The organism is Azospirillum mesophilum, assembly GCF_053470405.2.
The window spans coordinates 60,198-78,009 of sequence record NZ_JBPXMQ020000030.1; the positions used below are offsets into that span (position 1 = coordinate 60,198).

Sequence of the window (17,812 nt, forward strand, 5' to 3'; positions counted from 1 at the left end):
CCCTCAGGTCGCGGCCGGTCGCCGGCCCCGATGGCCGGCGCCGCCCTTGCCGCGCTTCTTGCCGGGGACGGGGTGATGGAAATGCGGGTGGCCTGCGGCCTGGGGCTGGCCCGGTGCCGCCGGTGCCGCTTCCCCGCGGCCGTTCCGGCGCGGAGCGTCGCCGCCACCGCGGCGTCCCCGATGACCGCCGCTGTGCTCCTCCACACGGCCGGCATAGCAGCTGTCGCACACGCGGAAGCGGTGGTTGGCCTTCAGCCGCGTGCCGCAGACCGGGCAGGCGCGGGCGAGCGAGCGTTCGGCCAGCGTGCGCTCGATGAAGGCGTTCAGGGTGGCCCGGCGCTCCTGGCACAGGTCCATTTCCGGATAGGCGTCCGGGAAGCGGTAGGCCAGCCAGGCGTAGGCGGTCAGCTCCTTCACCGCGCGCTCCGCCCGCTCCAGCTCCACGTCGGTGCCGACGCGGTGGGTGAAGCGCTCGGCCTCGTCGGGCGCGGCGTTGGGCGTGCCCCGGCCCTGGTTGGTCGCCCAGCGGGCCAACAGCATCAGGTTGTTCTTGTCGCGCACGTCGATGGGGCAACGGGCCAGCATGTCGCGCACGGCCAGCGGCAGCTTCGCCTTGTCCACCGCGGCGGCGGCCTGGATGCGCTGCTCCAGGTCGGTCATGCGGAAGGTCTGGTTGGCGCGCAGCAATTCCTGCCCCGCCGTGCGCAGCACCTTGGCGAGGCTGTCGGTGTCCAGCTCCCGCGCGATGGCCTCCACATGGGTCAGGTTCGGCGAGATCCAGGCGCGCGGATCCTCCGGCGGCACCGGCGGGGTGGTCAGCGCCCGGCGCACCGGGTTGATGTTTTCGCCCTCCAGCACCGCGACGCGGCCTTCCTCGTGCATGCCGAAGCGGCCGGCGCGCCCGCCGATCTGGCGGATTTCCGAGGAGGTCAGGTCGCGCTCCTCCCGCCCGTCGTACTTGCGGGTGGTGGACAGCACGACGCGCGCCACGGGCAGGTTCAGCCCCATGCCGATGGCGTCCGTCGCCACCAGCACGTCGGCCGAGCCCTCGCGGAAGCGCCGCGCCTCGGCCCGGCGGACCTCCGGCGACAGGGCGCCGTAGATCACCGCCACGGTGTGATCGCGGGCCAGCAGGTCGCGCCGCAGCCCCATCACGTCCTTGCGGGAGAAGGCGATCACCGCGTCGCCCCGGCGCACGGTTGACAGCGCCACCCGCTCTTCCTGCACGCGCAGCGGCGACTTGCGGGTGAATTCGACGATCTCCAGCTCCTCGCCCAGCGCGGTGGCGAGGCGCTGGAGATAGGGAATCGCGTCGGCCGACCCGGTCATCAGGATTTCCGGCGCGGCCACGCCGGCCACCGCCTGGGTCCAGGCCCAGCCGCGGTCGGGGTCGCCGATCATCTGGATCTCGTCGATGACGCAGGCGCCCCACACCTTCGACGTGTTGACCATCTCGATCGTCGAGGAGGTGAAGGACGCCCCCGGCCGCACGTCGCGCTCCTCGCCGGTGACGAGGCTGCACGGGCGCCCGCGCGTCTCCAGCGCCTCCTGCCCTTCCAGAGCCAAGAGGCGCAGCGGGGCGAGGTAGCAGCCGCTCTCCGCCTCGGCCAGCCGGTCCATGGCGGCGTGGGTCTTACCGGAGTTGGTCGGGCCGACGAACAGCCGCAACTTGCGCACCATGGCGCGCGCCGTGGCGAAGCTGTCCAGATAGACGCCGAGGCCCGAGGCGTTCTCCAGCCGCTCCCGCCGCACCTTCAGGCCGGCGCGGGCGGCGGCGGTGGAGAAGGCCTCCTCCAGCGCGTCGAGCAGGGCCTGCAGGCGCGGGATGCGCCCGCCGAAGCCGACCACGCGGCCCAGCTCGTCGGCGAAGCCCTTGGGCCGCCACGCCTCGCCGAAGCCCTCCGCCCGCTTGGCCATGGAGGCGAACCAGGAGTCCACCCGGCCGCGCGCCTTCTCGATGGCCGGGGAGCCGAGCGCTGCCGCCTTGACCTTCTTGCCCAGCGCCTTGGCCTGCGGCCGGCCGAAGCCTTCCTCGGCGGTCATCAGGCCCCACAACTCCGCCTCGACGTCCGCCAGAGGGCCGAGCGCGACGCGGAAGCGCAGCTTCAATTTGCGGTCGGTGCCGGGCACCACGACCTCGTGCACCACGGCCACGGACCAGCGGGCCGGCGTGCTGTCGGCGTCCACCTCGATCCCGTCGCCGCGCACCACGGCGGCGATGGCGCGCAGCGCGTCGCGCCGGTCGAACTCGTCAGCGGTGCCGGGCTGGCGGGATGTGGATTCGTCGTCGTTCATCGGAGTCTTCTTTTCGTGTCGGCGCCCCTCCTTGGGAAGGGGGGCGCCGGGGATGCTGCGCGCGGGCTTTCGGCCAAAGCCCTGGATTGTGGAACAGCCTCGTGCCGGGGCCGGCACGCCACGGACGCCCATCCACCTTCTGCGCCCCGCTCGCCGGCGGACGTACCTATATGGGCGGAGCCCTTTGCCACAGCAAGCCGATTCCGTGGTCCCCCGGCGTGGCCGGGCTAATTCGCCTGACCTGCCCTTTCGCCGTTCCCACCGCTGCGAAAAAGGAGCGGCGCCAGCCACATAGTTCGTCTCCGCGCCGCGATGCTCCCCAAAAGGGTATCCACAGGCGCGGTTTGGCCCGATGCCCCGATCGGAGGTGTTAACAAGCATTACCGTCTGAACGGTCCGCATCCCGTCATGCATCATCATTGGTGTGCCAACGACTTGGCTTGGGTGTGCCAACGACTTGGCTTGCCGCCTTGGAAAATTGTTTAGGGCGAAATTGTTTAGGAGATCTGCATGCCGAGCCCTCGTGACGTCCTGGCACTGATCGAGAGAATACGGTGCATTTCCAGTGAAGAAGAGCGCCAATCGTTGCTGGAGTCATTGGCAGCCGTGGACCGGCCGACCATCCTGTCCTTCATCAACGCCCACGGGGTGAACCTGTGCGCGCGGTCGGCCCCGGCGCTGGCCGCCTTCCGGGCGTCGGACGTCCTGCTGCGCGACGGGATCGCGCTGGAGCTGGCCCTGCCAGCCCTGAAGCTGCCGGCGGGCCTTAACATGAACGGGACCGACTTCATTCCCCTGCTGCTGGGCCGCCTTTCCGCGCGTTCCGTGGCGGTCTACGGCACGGACTCGCCCTGGCTGGACCGTTGCGTCGAACGGCTGCGGGGCAGCACGCCGCACCGCTACGTGGACGTCGAGCACGGCTTCCACCCGCTGGAGCATTACATCGAGCGCGCCCGCCACCACCGGCCGGACATCATCCTTCTCGCCATGGGGATGCCCCGGCAGGAGGAGGTGGCGGTCGAGCTGAGGCGCGCGCTGGACCACCCCGTTCTGATCGTCAACGGAGGCGCCATCGTCGATTTCCTCGCCGGACGCTTCACGCGGGCGCCCGCGCTGGTCCAGCGCGCGGGGCTCGAATGGGCGTTCCGGCTCGTTCAGGAGCCACGGCGGCTGTTCCGGCGTTACTGCGTCGGGGCCTTCGGCTTCGCCCGCAACGTTCTGCTTATGCGCCGTGCCGCCGCAACGCGTTCGTCCAGCGCCTCAGCACCAGCGCCCATGCACAAGGAGCTTTGAGAAGTGGAAAACCTGCCCCAGATCAACCACGGCGGCCCGCCGGCCCCGGTTCCGGCCTCGGCCTGGCCCGCCGTCCCCGGCCAGCCGCCGCGCGCCGAGTTCGAGGGACAGACCCCGTCCATGGGCCCTGATTTCCGGTTCATCCTCCGCGTGCTGGGCAGTCACAAATGGCTGATCTTCGGCATCGTGGTGGTGCTGACCGGGCTGTCGGCGGTCGGCGTGTCGATGCTGAAGGACCACTACACCTCCGAAGCCCTTTTGCTGGTCGACAACCGCCAGGTGCGCGTCGTGCGCGAGGTCGAGCAGGTGGTGGGCGCCATCCCGACCGAGGACGCCGCCATCCTCAGCGAGATCGAGATCCTCAAGTCGCCGCAGGTGCTGAACCGGGTGGTCGAGGACCTGAACCTCGCCCGGCATCCCGAATTCAACCCGCCGGCGCAGGAGGACGAGACCCTGCCCTTCGTCGAGCGCGCGGTGGCCTACGGCCGCGACCTCGCCGGCCGGGTCTGGGGCGCCGACCTTCCCGGCCCCATAGCCTGGATGCTGAGCCACGGCGACGAGATGGCCCAGGACATCCGCACGCGCGAGGCGCACGCCGCACTGGGCAACGACCAGATCATCGCCCGCATTCACCGCAAGCTGGACGTGGCCATCGTCGGCCGGTCGCGCGTGATCCAGGTGCGCTTCACCGCCAAGGAGCCGGAGCTGGCCCGCAACGTGGTGGACGGCATCGTCCGCCGCTACATGGAAACCCGCCAGCAGATGGACCGCGACCTGTCGACCAGCGCCATCTCCTGGCTGCAGGACCGCATCAACACCCTGCGCAAGGAAGTGGCCGACGCCGACCAGAAGGTCGAGCAGGCCCGCCTGAAGGGTGGCCTGCTGAAGGGCGGCACGGGCCTGATGGCGCAGAACGAGCTTGAGCAGACCCGCCTGCGCCTCGCCGAAGCCTCGGCCAACCGCGCCCGCTCGGTCGCCCAGGCCGACGCGCTGGAGCGCAACCTGAAGGCCGGCAACTGGAACGCCATCGGCGGCAGCATCGCCTCCCCAGTCGTGGCCCAGCTGCGCGCCACGGTCGCGGCGATCTCCACCGAAATGGCCCAGCTGTCCAAGCAGTACGGCCCCCGGCATCCGCGCATCGTCGAGTTGCAAGGCCGCCTGAACGAGGCCAACGCCTCGCTCCAGCAGGAAATCCGCCGCGAGATCAACGGCGTCCGTGAGGCCGCCCAGGTCGCGGTGGAGCAGGAAACCGCCCTGAAGACCATGATCGCCCGCATGGAGGGCAGCTACGCCACCATGCAGGAACAGGCGATCCCGCTGCGCACGCTGGAAGCGGAGGCCACGGCCAAGCGCCAGCTTCTCGACAGCCTGCTCGGCCGCCTGGAGGAGGTGGAGGCCCAGAAGGACAGCCGCGCCTTCCCGGCCACCGTCAAGCTGGTCTCATCCCCGCAGGTTCCGCACGAGCCGTCGGGTCCGTTCCGCATCCTGCTGCTGCTGGCCGGTTTCGCCGCGTCCCTCACCCTGGCCGTCTTCAGCGTCTTCGGGCTGGAGCTGCTGCAGCGCCACATCCACACCCCGGACGCCGTCCGCCGCATCCTGGGCGTCGGCACCGTCCACATCGTGCCGCACCACAGCGACCGCGGCGCCAAGGGCCGGCTGTACAAGATCTTCCAGCGCCATCCCTTCTCGCTGTTCAGCGAATCCCTGCGCGCCCTGTTCCGCAACCATCTGGCCGACCTCGGCCCGGTGGGGTCGCTGGCGGTCACCTCGGCCCGCCCGCAGGACGGCAAGACCTCGCTCAGCCTCGCCGTGGCGCAGGTGGCGAGCCAGGCCGGCCGGCGCGTGGTGGTGGTGGACACCGACTTCCGCCGCTCGCGCATCGACGGGCTGTTCGACCTGTCCGCCAAGAAGGGCCTGTCCGACTGGATCTCCGGCGAGGCGATGCTGGACGAGATCGTCCACACCTCCGACGAGGTGCCCTTCGCGATGATCCCGGCGGGCCAGCTGAACTCGATGACGCTGGACCGCTTCAACGTGGACTGCCTGGTGCAGCTGATGGCCGGCCTGTCGCCCAGCTTCGACCTCGTGGTGTTCGACACCGCCCCGGCGCTGGCCGTGTCGGACGCCCGCATCGTCTGCGGTGCGGCCTCCAAGGTTCTGTTCGTCACCCGCTGGGGCCACACCACGGCGAACGACCTGCACGCGGTGGCCGACCTCGGCCCCATCGACCACGACAAGTTCGTGTGCGTGATGACCGACGTGAACCTGAAGAAGGCCGCCAGCAAGGGCTACCAGGGTCCGTACAACAGCTACGTCGCGACCCGGAAATACTACGGCAACCCGACCATGCGGGCCACGCCGTAACTTCAATCAAAAGCCCTTCTCCCCTTGGGGGAGAAGGGTTGGGATGAGGGGTCGTTACGCCCAATAGGGCGGAAAATTAGTTTCTGGCCGGCTTCGCCGGCGCCACCCTCACCCCAACCCCTCTCCCCTCCAGGGAGAGGGGCTTTCCCTTTTCCCAACGACACGAGGCCCGACGCCCATGGCCCAGACCTCGCCCGCTTTCAAAGCGCTCTCCCTCACCCGCCGCGACGCGCTGCGCGCCGCCGTCGGGGTGGCCGTCCTGGCCAGTTGCAAGGCCGCGACCGACGCCAAGGCCGCCGTCGCCGCGTCCCGCCTGCCGGAGGTGCCGAACCCGACGCTCCGCGACGTGTGCCGGGCCATCGGGGTGCTCCATGGGGCCGCCCGCGACCATGTCGTCGAACCGGAGGACCCGACGCTCGACCGCCTGATGGCGCGGGAATGCGACGTGGTCACGCCGGAAAACGGCGGCAAATGGGCGGTCTTCCAGCCGCAGGAGGGGAATTTCGACTGGCGCCGCTTCGACGCCAGCGTGGCGCTGGCCCGCCGCATCGGCGCCAAGCCCAACTGGCACTGCGCCCTGTGGCAGCACATAGGCATGCCCGAGTATATGAAGCTGCCGGCCGCCCGGCAGTCCGAACTCGGCATCGCGGAGGAGGGGTATTTCTCGCCCGAGGGCACCCTGTCGCCGGACAATTACTGGCGGCGCTTCACGGGCATGGTCGCGGCGGTGAAGGCGCGGTACGGCGACGTCTTCCACCGCATCGACGTGGTGAACGAGGCCTTCTTCTGGGAGACGGAGCGCAGCCACCCGCAGGAGCAGGACCGCCACGGCTTCCGCAAGGGCATGTGGTGGGTGGTGGCGGGCGGCGCCAAGGGGCCGGAATGGCTCGACCCCTTCTTCCACCACATGCGCAAGCAGTTCCCCTCCGCGAAGCTGGTCCTCAACGAGTTCGGCATCGAGATCGACGAGGGCTGGCAGCAGCGCAAGCGCGCCTATCTGCAAACATGGCTGACCGACGCCGTGGCGCGCGGCGTGCCGGTGGACGGGCTGGGCCTGCAAAGCCACCTGATGGCCGGCAAGCCCTACGACCGCGAGGGCCTGCGCCAGTTCCTGAAGGCCATGGACCGGCTGGGCCTGCCCATCCACATCACCGAGTTCGATGTGGACGAGCAGCACTTGCCCCGCCGCTGGTCCCGCGCGGAGAAGGACCGCGCCATGGCCTTCCTGGCCGGCCAGTATGTGGCCGACATCATGAACCACGCAAAGCTGGCCGAGCTGTGCTGGTGGAGCCTGCGCTCCGACCTCAGCTACATCGCGCGGGAGAATCCGGGGCTGAACGCGCACCCCGCGCCCTACGACGCGGGCGGGCGCCCGCTGCCGCTCTACGAGGCCGCGGTGCAGGCCCTGCGGGGGCTGAACCGGGAGGGGTAACCCTCCCGCGAGGCCCGCCCTGCCGGAATGAGCCCGCAAATCGGGCTAAGCTCCTGCCTTTGGTGGTATTTCCATCCCCGCAGCGATGCGGCATGTTCTGCGCCGGTTTTGGTAACCCCGACACGGCAGGGTCTTCCCCCGGCGATGGTTGCGACGGCGACAGCATCGACGACACGCTACGTGGTCTTTTCCGCATCCGGCAGGATTCTCGCGCTGCCGGCTGCGGCCGTGCGCCGGTTTTTGCCGCTGCCCCTGCTGGACCGCCCGCCGACCGCCCCGCCGGTGGTGGCGGGCCTGTTCCGCTACCAGGGCAAGGCCGTCCCGGTTCTGCGGCTCGACGTCCTGCTGGGGCTTGAGCCCGCCAAGCCGGAGCTGTACGCGCCGCTGCTGCTGCTGGAGCGGGAGGGGTGGCCGCTCGCCCTGCTGGCCGGCCGGGTGCACGACATCGTGCCGGTGCCCGACGGCGCCCTGCTGGAGGCCGAGGCCGGGCTGAGCTTCAACGCCTGCGCGGTGGGCAGCTTTACTTTCGGCACCGGCAACGCCACCCTGCTCGACCCCGAACGGTTGTTGACGGAGACGGAGGGCCGGTTGCTCGCCGCCTTCCAGGCGATGGCCGACGAACGGCTCGCCGCATGGCAGGCGCCGGAAGAACCGGCAACGGAGGATACGGTCGCCGGGGAAGCGGAGCCGTCCCGATGAGCCGCGCCGACGCCATCCTGCGCGACCCCGCCTTCCCGCGCCTGAAGGCGACCGTGATTGGCGCGACGGGCCTCGCCTACTACGCCGACAAGGACGCGGCGCTGGCCGAGCGCGTCGGCCGGCGGCTGGCCGAGCGGGCGGTGTCGGGGCTCGCCGGCTATCTGGCGATCCTGAACGGCGAGGGGCCGGATGGGCCGGAATACCAGGCGCTGATCAACGAGCTGACGGTCGGCGAGACCTTCTTCTTCCGCTACGCCGAACAGTTCGAGGCGCTGTGCGCCGTCGCCATCCCCGAATGCCTGCGCCGCAACCGGGAAAGCCGGCTGCTGCGGCTGTGGAGCGCCGGCTGCTCCATCGGCCCCGAGGCTTACACGCTGGAAATCCTGCTGAAGCGCCAATTCGCCGACCAGCTCCAGGGCTGGCAGGTCAGCATCGTCGGCACCGACATCAACGGCAGCTTCATCGAGACGGCGCGCCGGGGGGTCTACGGCAACTGGGCGGTGCGCGGCCTGCCGCCGGAGCTGCTGGAGGAATGCTTCGACCGCCGGGGCAGCCAGTGGGCGGTGAAGCCGCGCTTCCGCGAATGGACCAGCTTTTCCGTCTTCAACCTCGTGGAAGGGCCGTTGCCGAACTACCCGCGCGGGCTCGGCGCGCTGGACGTGGTCCTGTGCCGCAACGTCATGATCTATTTCGACGAGGCCACGCGCACCCGCCTGCTGAACGGGCTGCACGCCGTGCTGGCGCCGAACGGCTGGCTGGTGGTCGGCCATGCGGAGACGGGGCCGCAGGTGAACGCCCTGTTCACGCCCGTGCCGGTGCCCGGCGCCACGCTGTACCGCAAGCCGCTGCCCGGCCGCGCGCCGGAGCTTCCGCAGCCGGACGCCGTGGCCCCCCTTCCTCCCGCCGCGAAGCCGGCCCGCGCGCCAAGGACGGCGGCGAAGCCGGCCACCCCCGCGCCATCCCGCCGCCGCGCGCCGTGCAAGGCCGCCGAGCCGCCGCCCGCGCCGGCCGAGCCGCCCGCCCCCCTTCTGCCGGCCCCGTCCGCCGCTCCCACCCTTTCCGCGCTGCCGGAAGGCGACCGCGCGGTGGCGCTGGAAGCCTGCCTTGCGCTGGCCGAGCGCGACCGGTTGAACCCCGCCGTGCATTTCCGCCTCGGCCTGCTGGAGGAGGAACTGGGCGTCGGCGACCCGGTCGCTGCCTTCAAAAAGGCGCTTTACCTGGATTCCGGCTTCGCGCTCGCCGACTACCATCTGGCGCTGGCCTACTGGCGGCGCGGCAAGCTGGCGGCGGCGCAGCGCCATTTCCGCAACGCGCGCGGCACGGTCGCCGGCCACGACGCGACAGAGCTGGTCGCCGAGGGCGGCGGCCTGACCGTGGCGGAGCTGCGCAGCATGATCGACCTCTGGTTCTCGGGGGATGAGGCGTGATCCTCGAAAAGGCTCTCCAAGGTCCCTGGGGCGAAGCCCTGCTGCGCCGCCGCGCGGAGGAACTGGCGAAGACCCCCGCCGACGCGGCGGACACCGCACCGACCATTCCCCTGCTGGTCGGCCGGGGCGCCGATGGGCTGTATGGGCTGGAGCTTCGCCACCTCGCCCGCGTCGTGCCGCTGCCGCGCGTGGCGCGGGTGCCCGGCGCGCCGCCGGCGCTGCTGGGGTTGATCGCCATCGACGGGCGGGTGATGCGCCTGTTCGACGTGGACCGTCTGTGCGGGCGCACCGCCGTCCCGGCCGGTGGCGGCTACGCCGTGGTTCTGCGCAGCCGGGAGCGCCACGCCGCATTGCGCCTGCGCACCCTGGAGACGGTGATGGACCTCGACCCCGGCTCTCCCAACGCCCCGCCCGAAGCCGGGCCGTTCGTCACCACCGTCACCGAAGGCCGCATCGCCGTGCTGGACGTGGCGGCGATCCTCGACTCGCTGAGGAGCACGTAAGAAGCATGAGACTGAAAGTCGCGCACAAGCTGATCCTCAGCTTCGGACTCGTCTGCCTGCTGACCGCCCTTCTGGCCGCGTATCAGCTGGCGCGCCTGTCCGACGCGCTGAACGTCATGACGGCCATTTCCACCTACGACATCCAGGTGTCGGAGGCGGTCCGCGAGATCGAGGTGACGCAGAGCACCCTGCGCAGCGTCCGCGAGTCCGCGATGAACGCGGCGGCGGTCGCCCAGGCCCAGAGCCGCCCGGCGGACATCGGCCCGCAGCGCCAGCGCTACCAGGACGGAGCCGTCCACCTGTTCGAGGAGGTGGGGCGGCTGAAGGCCCTGGCCTCGGAGCTTTCCGGGCAGGGCATCACGGACGACCGGCGCCGCATCTGGGGCGAACTGCGCGGCGAGGTCGAGGATTTCGAGAAGATCTCCCGCGCCATCCTGGACGAGGCGGTGGTGATGCTCCAGCAGCTGGAGCACGGGGACATCACCGATGCGCTGCAGCGCCGGGCAAAAGTGGACGAGATGCGCCAGACGCTGAACGACCGGCTGGGCCGCCTGCACACCAGCATCCACCGGCTGGCGGAGGCCGGGCGAAGCGACACGCGCGCCATCTACGACGGCACCGTGCGCTCCTCCATCCTCGCGCTGTTCATCGTGGTCACGCTGGCCGTGATCATCGCCTCGGTGATGGGAAGCTCCATCGGCCGGCGGCTCGGCACCGCCATCGGCTTCGTCTCGCGCGTCGGCAACGGCGACCTGACGCGGGAGGTCACGGTGCCCGGCAACGACGAGCTGGCGGAGCTGGGCCAGCACCTCAACCAGATGACCTACGGCCTGCGCAGCATGGCGGAGACCACCCGCGCCACCGCCGAGAGCATGCACGCGGCCACGGCGCAGATCCGCGCCTCCACGCAGCAACAGGCGGCCAGCGTCGCCCAGCAGCTCGCCGCGGTGGAGCAGACCACCGCGACGCTGAGCGAGATCACCGAGTCGGGCGCCCAGATCAACCGGCGCGCCCAGGATGTGGCGCAGAGCGCCCAGGCGGCGGCGGCCACCAGCGAGACCGGGCTGAAGGCGGTGGAGGACACCAATCAGGCGATGGACGCCATCCGCGAGCAGGCGGAGGCGGTGGCCGAGAACATCGTCGTCCTGTCGGAGCGGACCCAGGCGATCGGCGAGATCATCCTGACCGTGAACGACATCGCCGAACGCTCGCACCTGCTGGCGCTCAACGCCGCCATCGAGGCGGCCGCCGCCGGCGAGCACGGCCGGACCTTCGCCGTGGTGGCCAGTGAGATCAAGAGCCTCGCCGATCAGGCCAAGGAGGCCACCGCCCAGGTCCGTTCCAACCTCAGCGAGATCCAGCACGGCATCAACTCCTCGGTCATGCTGACGGAGGAGGCGGTCAAGCGCGTCGGCGCCGGCAAGCGCCAGACCGACGCCACCCAGGCGACCATCCGCGACCTCGCCGAGAGCATCCAGGAGAGCGTGCTGGCCTTCCAGCAGATCGTCGCCGGCACCAACCAGCAGCAGATCGGCCTGGAACAGGTGATCCAGGCGCTCCAGAACATCCGCGAAGCCAGCAGCCAGACCGCCGCCGGCACCCGTCAGCTGGAAGGCGCCGCCGCCAACCTGAACGATCTTGGCCAGGGGCTGGTGGACGCCGTCCGGAATTATCGGGTGTGATGGCCTCCATGGACCGCAGGCTTCCGATGCCCCCCCTCACCCTCCCATGGCTTCGCCATGGGTCCCTCCCTCTCCCGCCGGAGGCGGGCGAGGGGATTGTGGGGGCCGCATGACCGACATCCGCGAACGGCTGCTGGCCGCCTTCGACCTGGAGCACAAGGACCACCTCGCGGCGATCCGCGAGGCCCTGCGCCTGGCCGAACACGATCCCGGCTACAGCCCCGACCTCGCGGAGATCCACCGGCGCGCCCACAGCCTGAAGGGCGCCGCCCGCGCCGTGGACCTGCCGGAGGTGGAGCGGCTGTCGCACCGGCTGGAAGCCGTCTTCCTGGCGGTCCAGCGCGGCACGGTGGCGCTGGACGCCCCGGCGCGCGCTGTGGTGCGGCACGCGCTCGACGCCATCGAAGACGTGGTCGCCTGGGCCACGCGCGGCGGCAACGCCGTGGAGACCGCCGAGGTGCTGGCCGACCTCGCCCGGCTCGGCGGCGAGGCCGGCGGGCCGGAACCGGTGCAGCGCCGCGCAGCGGGCGAGGAGCGCACGCCCGCTGCTCCCCCCGCTGCTCCCGTTGCCGTCCCGGCCCCCACCGCCCCGGCCCCCACCGCCCCGGCCCCCGTCACGCCAGCTTCTCGCGCCCTGAGCGAAAGCGGACCGTCGCTGGTCCGCATCCGCGCGGCCGGGCTGGACCGCCTCTTCACCACCACCGCCGGCCTGCTGCCGGAAATCGAGAACCAATCCGCCCTGGCCGAGCAGTTGCACGAGTTGCGCAGCGAATGGCGCGCGCTGGAGCGGAGCTGGCACGCGGTCCGGCCCCGCCTGACCCGCGCCGACGACGCGGCGGCGCGCCTGTCCTCCTTCGAACGGCGGTTCCGCGCACTGGGCGCCTCGCTGGACGCGGCCTACCGCGCGCACGACCGGCACCTGTGGTCGCTGCGCCGCTGGAGCGGCGATCTGCGGGAACAGGTGCGGCAGCTCCGCCTGCTGCCAGCTGAAACCCAGTTCAGCGGCCTTGGCCGCATGATCCGCGAGATGAGCCGCACCCAGGGCAAGGAGGTCGAGGCGGACATCCAGGGGCTGGAGACCCAGGCCGACCGCGTCGTCCTGCAACGGCTGAAGGACCCCGTCCTGCACCTCGCCCGCAACGCGGTGACCCACGGCATCGAGACCCCGCGCGAGCGGGTCGCGGCCGGCAAGCCGGCGGCCGGCACCGTGCGGTTCGAGGTCGCCGTGGTCGGCAACCGCCTGCTGCTGCGCGTGGAGGACGACGGGCGCGGTCCCAACCTCGCCGCCATCGCGCGCCGCGCCGTGGAGCGCGGGCTGCTGAGCGCCGAAGAGGCCGCCGCCGCACCGCCGGACCGCCTGCTGACGCTGATCTTCGAACCGGGCTTCTCCACCGCCGACACGACGACCGAGCTTGCCGGGCGCGGCATGGGGCTCGCCATCGTCCGGCAGGAGGTCACCCGCCTGCAAGGCACGGTAACGCTGGCCGCGCGCGAGGGCGGCGGCACCGTCTCCACCGTCGAGGTGCCGCTCAGCCTGCTCAGCCAGCGGCTCGTCTTCGTGTCGGTGCAGGGCGACATCCTGGCGCTGCCGAGCGGCGACGTGGCGCGGCTGATGCGCGTCCCGGCGGACGCTCTGCACACCGACCTGACCGCCCCGACGCTGCGCCTTGACGGGGAGGACGTGCCGGTGGCTCCGCTCTCCGGCCTGCTCGATTATGATGGGCCGGGGCTGGCGCCGGAGACGGCGACGCTGGCGCTGGTCGTCCTGCGCGGCGCCGGGCGGCGGCTGGCTCTGGTGGTGGACGAACTGCTGAGCACCCGCGACGCCGTCGTCGCCGCGGCGGAGGAGGTCGGCATCGACCCGGCGCGCTTCCTCGGCACCGTGCTGCTGGACGACGGCTCCCCCGCGCTGGTGCTCAACCCGGCCGGGCTGACGCCCCAGGCCGGGAATGCCCTGCCGCCGCTGACCCGTGTGGAGGCCACGCCCCGGCGGCGCCCGCACATCCTGGTGGTCGACGATTCCATCACGACGCGAACCCTGGAAAAGAGCATCCTGGAGGCGCATGGTTATCGGGTCACCCTGTGCGTGGACGGCCGCGAGGCGGTGGAAAGCCTCGCCGCCCTGGAGGACGTGGACCTGATCATCAGCGACGTGGAGATGCCGAGGATGGATGGCTTCGCGCTTCTTCAGGCGGTGAAGGGCAACCCGCTGACCGCCGACCTGCCGGTGATCCTCGTCACCTCGCGCGCCAGCGACGAGGACCGCGAGCGCGGCCTCGACCTCGGCGCCGATGCCTACATCGTGAAGACCCGATTCGACCAGAACGAGCTTCTGGCGGGCATAAGGCGGCTGCTATGACCGGCAAACGCAAGATCCGCGTGCTGGTGGTCGAGGATTCGCCGGTCGTCCAGCAACTCCTCGCCCACGTCATCGGGGAGGACCCGCGGCTGGAGGTGGCGGGCATCGCATCCTCCGGCGAACAGGCCCTGCGCATGGTGGAGACGGTGAAGCCCGACGTGGTGTCGCTGGACATTCGCCTGCCGGGCATCGACGGCTTCACGGTGACCACCCGCCTGATGCGAGAGCATCCCGTGCCCATCGTCGTGGTCGCGTCCGACGTGCACGACCTGGACATCCCCATGCGTGCCCTCCAGGCCGGCGCGCTGGCCGTGGTGGAGAAGCCGGGAAGCATGGCGCGGGCCGACTACGAGACCGTCGCCCGGCACCTGTGCACCCAGCTCACCATCATGAGCCAGGTCAAGGTGATCCGGCAGCGTGGCCGCCCCCGCGACGAGGCCCCCGCCCCATCCCCGGCCACCCCCACCGCCACCCCCGGGACCGTGAAGGGCGGACGGTCCTTCCGCGCGCTGGGCATCGTCGCCTCCACCGGCGGCCCGGCGGCTCTGGTCAAGGTGCTGAAGGGTTTGCCCGCCGGCTTCCCCCTGCCGATCTTCGTGGTGCAGCACATCGGCGCGCCCTTCGTCGCCGGCTTCGCGTCCTGGCTGGGTTCGGTCTGCCCGCTGCCGGTGGCGCTCGCCGCGCACAACGCGCCGTCCCGGCCGGGGCACGTCTATGTCGCCCCCGGCGAGTCGCATCTGGCCGCCGATCCCGGCGCGATGCGCCTCGTCTTCGGCGATCCAGTCTGCGGGCAGCGGCCATCCGGCGACGTGCTGTTCACCTCCATGGCGACGGCCTTCGGCGCCTCGGGCATCGGCGTGCTGCTGACCGGCATGGGGGAGGATGGCGCGCGCGGCCTTGTGGACATGCACCGGGCCGGCGCCTACACCATCGCCGAACACGCCTCCACAGCGGTCATCCACAGCATGCCGGGCACGGCGGTGCGGCTGGGTGGCGCCACCGAGGAGGTTCCCGTGGACAAGATCGCGGCCCGGCTGCTGGAGCTGGTCTCGACCGGAGTGGAGCCCTCATGAGCGGACCTCGCGCGCTGATCCTGGTGGCCTCGCAGACGCAGGGGTTGCTGCTGACGCTGCTGCTGGAGGAGCAGGGCATCGAGGCAAGCTGCGTCGACTCCGTGGATCCCGCCATCGCGGAGCTGTCGAGCCGGCCCGTCGACCTGCTGATGATCGAAGGCGACGGCGTGGCGTCGCGCACGCTGGCCGACCTGCGGCGCTTCTGCCCGGCCCCGGCCATCCTGCTCGGCCCTCCCGAGCGCGCGGCGGCCTTCCCCCTGCCCCCCGACGCCCACTGGGCCGACCCGGCGGATTCCGAGACCGTCGTGCGCGAAGCCATGGCGGTGCTGGAGCGGCGCAACGCCCCCCCGACCGTCGCCGACATCCTGAAGCGGGCCAACATCCTGGTCGTGGACGACAGCGCCACCTACCGCGAATTCCTGCGCGCGGAGCTGGAGGACGAAGGCTGCCACGTCGTCGCCGCCCGCAACGCCGACGAGGCGGTGGCCGCGCTGGAGGACGGCGGCCTGGACTGCGTGATCCTCGATCTGGTCATGCCGGGCACCAGCGGCACCCAGCTGTGCGAGCGGTTCGACCGCTTCCGCCGGCGCCGCGGCCTGTTCTTCCAGATCATCATCCTGACCAGCCAGGAAGGCGACGACCGGCTGGCCGCCAGCCTGACCGCCGGCGCCGACGACTTCATCGGCAAGTCCCAGCCCATGGACGTTTTGAAAATCCGCCTGATGGCCCTTCTGCGGCGCAAATACATGGTGGAGGATCATCTCCACCGGCTGTTGCACCCAGGGCCTTCCGCATAGGAACATATAGCGCTTTCGGGCGATTCCATAGTGTACCAACCAAAGGCTAAGGTGCAAACTTCCGCATCAGGGCCGGCAAGAGAAAGAGCCTCGTGACCCCTCGGCAACAGGACAGCGCAGCCACCGACACCGTACGGGACGGCACCGAGTGCGTCGCGAACGCGCGCCGTGTTTGCCGCGCCTGCGCGGTTCCGGCCTTCGTGCTCTGCGGGCCGCTCGACGGGGCCACCCTCGTCGCCAACGACGAGTTGGCCGCCCTGCTCGGCAAAAGCCCGGCCGAGGGCCTGCCCGCCGCCTCCTGGCTGGGCGACGGATGGCCGTCCGTCGCCGCCGCGGTGAAGCCCCTGTTCGCGGCCGTCGGCGATGGTGATGGCGATGGCGAAGACGGCGTCCCCTGCACCCTGACCCCGCGCGCCGGCGGTGCCGGTCCCATCGGCTTCCGCGCCGTACCCTTGACCGACGGTGGCCGGACGGTCGGCGTGCTGGCCATCGCGGCGCAGCCCCTGCCGGATTACAAGGCAACGGCGCGCATGGAACGGGCCATGCGCGCGGAGATCGAGCGGACCACCGCGGCGCGCTCCCGATTCCTGGCCTCGGCCAGCCACGACCTGCGCCAGCCCTTCCAAGCCATGCGCCTGTTCCTCGACGCGCTCTGCTCGCAGATTTCCGACGGAAAGGCGCTGCACACAGCGGAGATGCTGGGCAACGCCATGACGGCGGGCGAGCGTCTGCTGAACGCTCTGCTGGACATTTCCACCCTCGATGCCGGCACCGTGAAGCCGGACGTGAAGACCGTGGCGCTCGACGAGCTGCTCGGCCAGCTGGTCGAGGAATTCCGGCCGCAGAGCACCGAAAAGGGCCTGCGGCTGCGCGCCCGCCTGCGCCCCGGCATGGCGGAGACCGACCCGGTGTTGTTCGGGCGGATCATGCGCAACCTGCTGTCCAACGCCATCCGCTACACCCAGCGCGGCGGCCTGCTGCTGGCCATGCGGCGGCGGGCCGGGCGCTGGCGGATCGAGGTGTGGGACACCGGCTTCGGCATCCCGGACGAGCAGCTGGGCGCTATTTTCGACGAGTTCCATCAGCTCCAGAACCCCAACCGCGATCCCACGCGCGGCCTCGGCCTCGGCCTCGCCATCGTGCGGCGCTTGTCCGATCTGCTGGGCACGGAGGTGGAGGTGCGGTCCCGCGTCGGGCGGGGCACCGTCTTCGCGGTCACCATCGACGGCACCGCCGCAGAGCCCGCCGCGCCGGAACCGGAGCCCGCTCCGCCCGCCGCGAGCGCCAAGCCCGCCAACGCCTCGCCGCTGGCCGGCATGACCGTCCTGGCTGTGGACGACGAGGCGATGGTGCTGACCGGCCTGCAGATGATCCTGGAAAGCTGGGGCTGCACGGTCGCGGCGGCCGGCGACATGCGCGAGGTCTTCGCCGTGCTGGACGGCCTGCCGGAGCCGCCGGCGGTGATCCTGACCGACCTGCGCCTGCCCGGCACCGTCTCGGGCTTCGACGTCATCGACCGCGTCCGCCGCCTTTACGGCAAGGACATCCCCGCCGTGGTGCTGAGCGGCGAGACGGCGCAGAGCGCCCTTCTGGAGGGGCAGCGCCGCGGCTGCTCCTTCCTGCACAAGCCGCTGCACCCCGGCGAGTTGAAGCTGGTGCTGGAGAAGATCCGGCAGGGATAGGTCGCGCCAAAAGCGGATTTCGATCCGCTTTGGCCCGCGACGGCGGGCCCGGACGCTCGTGCGTCCGAAGCCCGGCCGGCGAGTGAGGCCATGTTAATCTAAGTGGTGCATCCGCTAAATTAAGGCGACCTTTGGGAGGGCGGCGACCCCGAATTGTTTTGACGCCCGGTGGCGCCGTCGGCGCCCCCAGATAAACGGGTGCTTAT

12 protein-coding genes are annotated in these 17,812 nt (G+C 71.1%); 11 read left to right on the plus strand and 1 reads right to left on the minus strand.

Annotated elements, in window-relative coordinates; genetic code table 11:
• Nucleotides 1–3: 3 nt before the first annotated feature.
• Nucleotides 4–2,295 carry a helicase-related protein gene (locus tag ACSVC7_RS23860; protein ID WP_448207202.1) on the minus strand — a complete coding sequence of 764 codons (2,292 nt, stop codon included), beginning with the start codon at nucleotides 2,293–2,295 and terminating at the stop codon, nucleotides 4–6.
• A 510-nt stretch (nucleotides 2,296–2,805) separates the two neighbouring features.
• On the opposite strand from ACSVC7_RS23860, the gene ACSVC7_RS23865 reads away from it, so the two are divergent.
• The 11 genes from ACSVC7_RS23865 to ACSVC7_RS23915 all read left to right on the plus strand — a co-directional run bounded on the left by ACSVC7_RS23865 (nucleotide 2,806) and on the right by ACSVC7_RS23915 (nucleotide 17,606).
• Nucleotides 2,806–3,588, plus strand: coding sequence for a WecB/TagA/CpsF family glycosyltransferase (locus tag ACSVC7_RS23865; protein WP_510166939.1), 783 nt, complete (start codon nucleotides 2,806–2,808; stop codon nucleotides 3,586–3,588).
• Between the two features lie 3 nt (nucleotides 3,589–3,591).
• A complete protein-coding gene (locus ACSVC7_RS23870; protein WP_448207200.1) occupies nucleotides 3,592–5,952 on the plus strand; it encodes a GumC family protein in 2,361 nt (786 codons plus the stop codon).
• 178 nt (nucleotides 5,953–6,130) lie between these two features.
• On the plus strand, nucleotides 6,131–7,384 hold the full coding sequence (locus ACSVC7_RS23875) for an endo-1,4-beta-xylanase (RefSeq protein ID WP_448207199.1): 1,254 nt from the start codon (nucleotides 6,131–6,133) through the stop codon (nucleotides 7,382–7,384).
• Nucleotides 7,385–7,564: 180 nt separating this feature from the next.
• Nucleotides 7,565–8,083: a chemotaxis protein CheW gene (locus tag ACSVC7_RS23880; RefSeq protein ID WP_448207198.1), complete on the plus strand. Its 519-nt coding sequence runs from the start codon at nucleotides 7,565–7,567 to the stop codon at nucleotides 8,081–8,083.
• Nucleotides 8,080–9,510 carry a CheR family methyltransferase gene (locus ACSVC7_RS23885; RefSeq protein ID WP_448207197.1) on the plus strand — a complete coding sequence of 477 codons (1,431 nt, stop codon included), beginning with the start codon at nucleotides 8,080–8,082 and terminating at the stop codon, nucleotides 9,508–9,510. The genes ACSVC7_RS23880 and ACSVC7_RS23885 overlap by 4 nt, the downstream gene beginning before the upstream one ends.
• Entirely contained in the window at nucleotides 9,507–10,013 is a 507-nt protein-coding gene (locus ACSVC7_RS23890; protein WP_448207196.1) for a chemotaxis protein CheW, read from the plus strand. The genes ACSVC7_RS23885 and ACSVC7_RS23890 overlap by 4 nt, the downstream gene beginning before the upstream one ends.
• A 5-nt stretch (nucleotides 10,014–10,018) precedes the next feature.
• Complete coding sequence (locus tag ACSVC7_RS23895) at nucleotides 10,019–11,695, plus strand: methyl-accepting chemotaxis protein (RefSeq protein WP_448207195.1); 1,677 nt, start codon at nucleotides 10,019–10,021, stop codon at nucleotides 11,693–11,695.
• A 109-nt stretch (nucleotides 11,696–11,804) separates the two neighbouring features.
• Nucleotides 11,805–14,054, plus strand: a complete 2,250-nt coding sequence (locus ACSVC7_RS23900) for a hybrid sensor histidine kinase/response regulator (protein WP_448207194.1) — start codon at nucleotides 11,805–11,807, stop codon at nucleotides 14,052–14,054.
• Nucleotides 14,051–15,127 carry a chemotaxis-specific protein-glutamate methyltransferase CheB gene (gene cheB / locus ACSVC7_RS23905; RefSeq protein ID WP_448207193.1) on the plus strand — a complete coding sequence of 359 codons (1,077 nt, stop codon included), beginning with the start codon at nucleotides 14,051–14,053 and terminating at the stop codon, nucleotides 15,125–15,127. Before ACSVC7_RS23900 ends, cheB begins: the two co-directional genes overlap by 4 nt.
• Nucleotides 15,124–15,924 carry a response regulator gene (locus ACSVC7_RS23910; RefSeq protein WP_448207192.1) on the plus strand — a complete coding sequence of 267 codons (801 nt, stop codon included), beginning with the start codon at nucleotides 15,124–15,126 and terminating at the stop codon, nucleotides 15,922–15,924. The genes cheB and ACSVC7_RS23910 overlap by 4 nt, the downstream gene beginning before the upstream one ends.
• 92 nt (nucleotides 15,925–16,016) lie before the next feature.
• The gene (locus tag ACSVC7_RS23915) at nucleotides 16,017–17,606 is read left to right on the plus strand and encodes a hybrid sensor histidine kinase/response regulator (protein WP_448207191.1); all 1,590 of its coding nucleotides are present in this window, start codon (nucleotides 16,017–16,019) and stop codon (nucleotides 17,604–17,606) included.
• The last annotated feature ends 206 nt before the right edge of the window (nucleotides 17,607–17,812 follow it).